Source organism: Methyloversatilis sp. (assembly GCF_030698125.1).
GTDB lineage: Bacteria > Pseudomonadota > Gammaproteobacteria > Burkholderiales > Rhodocyclaceae > Methyloversatilis.
On record NZ_JAUYNV010000054.1, the window covers coordinates 1 to 2,114 of the forward strand.

Below are 2,114 nucleotides of genomic sequence, written 5' to 3' on the forward strand. Positions count from 1 at the left end.
CTGGTCGAGCGCTTCTTCAACCGCATCAAGCAATTCAGACGCATCGCCACGCGATACGACAAACTCGCTCAGTCCTTCCTGTCCTTCGTTCATCTCGCTTGCGCATTCGTCTGGTTGGCATAATTGAGAACAGACCCTAGACTTGCGGGTTGAACGATACACAGCCGGCGGCAACGCCCCAGCCCTGCATGTTGCGATTAACCGAAGTCAAGCTGCCACTCGATCACCCGGACGAGGCGCTGCGTTCCGCCGTACTCGAACGGCTGCGCATCGCGCCCGGCGAACTGCTGTCCTGTACGGTGTTCAAGCGCAGCTACGACGCGCGCAAGCGCTCGAACATCTTCCTGATCTATTCGCTCGATGTCGAACTGGCGGATGAAGCCGCCGTGCTGGCACGCCTGAAGGGTGTTCCGAACGTACATCCCACACCCGACATGGACTACCGCTTCGTTGCCCGGGCGCCTGCCGGCCTGGCACAGCGCCCGGTCATCATCGGCATGGGGCCGTGCGGCATCCTGGCCGCGCTGGTGCTGGCGCAGATGGGGTTTCGCCCCATCGTGCTGGAGCGCGGCAAGGCGGTGCGCGAGCGCACGAAGGACACCTGGGGCCTGTGGCGCAAGCATGTGCTGGATCCGGAATCGAACGTGCAGTTCGGCGAGGGCGGCGCCGGCACCTTTTCCGATGGCAAGCTCTACAGCCAGGTCAAGGATCCGAAGCACTACGGGCGCAAGGTGCTGAACGAATTCGTCAAGGCCGGTGCGCCGGAAGAAATCCTGTATGTCAGCAAGCCGCACATCGGCACCTTCCGGCTGGTCGGCATGGTCGAGAAGATGCGCGCCGAGATTGAATCGCTGGGTGGAGAGATCCGCTTCAGGGCACGTGTCGAGGACCTGATCATCGAAGACCGCAAGGTGCGGGGTGTGCAACTGGCTGACGGCGAATTCATTGCCGCCGATCACGTCGTGCTCGCGGTGGGGCACAGCGCGCGCGACACCTTTGAAATGCTGCACGAGCGGGGTGTCTACATGGAAGCGAAGCCGTTCTCGGTCGGTTTCCGCATCGAACATCCGCAGGCACTGATCGACCGCTGCCGCTTCGGCGACTACGCCGGCCACGCACTGCTGGGCGCCGCCGACTACAAGCTGGTGCACCACGCATCCAACGGTCGTTCGGTGTACAGCTTCTGCATGTGTCCGGGCGGCACCGTGGTCGCGGCGACCTCGGAAGCGGGCCGGGTGGTCACCAACGGCATGAGCCAGTATTCCCGCAACGAGCGCAATGCCAATGCCGGCATCGTGGTGGGCATTTCGCCGGAGGACTATCCGGGGCACCCGCTGGCCGGCATCGCGTTCCAGCGCCAGTGGGAATCGCGCGCTTTCGAACTGGGTGGCGGCGATTACAGCGCGCCGGGTCAGCTGGTCGGCGATTTCATCGCCGCGCGGCCGTCGACGCAACTCGGCGTGGTCACGCCGTCCTATACGCCGGGTGTCCGGCTGGGCGCGCTGGATGGCGCTTTGCCAGAGTACGCCATCACCGCCATCCGCGAGGCGCTGCCGGCGTTCGACCGGCAGATCAAGGGCTTCGCGATGCATGACGCGGTGCTGACCGGCGTGGAAACGCGCACGTCTTCGCCGATCCGCATAAAGCGAGATCCGGTGAGCTACCAGAGCCTGAACACCGTCGGGCTGTATCCGGCCGGCGAAGGCGCAAGCTATGCCGGCGGCATCCTGTCGGCCGCGATCGACGGCATCGAGGTGGCGGAGGCCGTGGCGCTGAGCATGGCAGGCGGGGCGCACGTCAGCGGCGCGAAGCGCGGATCGGTCGAGCTTTCGTAAGCGACTTCCGCGGGCAACCCGGACGACCGGATCGGCGGGCGATGAGCGGTGCTCGCCGAAACCCCCCGTTCTGTCCCCGGAGGCGACTGCGGTTTCTGAACACCTCGTGTCATTTGATCAGAACGCGTATCGCGGACGGGGTCCGCTCCTACGAAAAACGTCACCCGTTGCGAGGCCGTCGCGGTTTTCGCAGGAGCCGTCCCACGGTCGGCCCTGCATGGCCGACCGGCTCCACGGGCGGCGAGCCGTGCTCGCCGAAACCCCCGCTCCGCCCCTGCA

General features: G+C 65.4%; 2 protein-coding genes. Both read left to right on the forward strand.

Features of this window, described 5'->3' with window-relative positions; all coding sequences use genetic code 11:
• On the forward strand, positions 1-123 hold a 123-nt coding region (locus tag Q8Q80_RS18010), incomplete at its 5' end, for a transposase (protein ID WP_305632406.1).
• 65 nt (positions 124-188) lie between these two features.
• Positions 189-1,835: an NAD(P)/FAD-dependent oxidoreductase gene (locus Q8Q80_RS18015; protein ID WP_305634243.1), complete on the forward strand. Its 1,647-nt coding sequence runs from the start codon at positions 189-191 to the stop codon at positions 1,833-1,835.
• Positions 1,836-2,114: the final 279 nt, after the last annotated feature.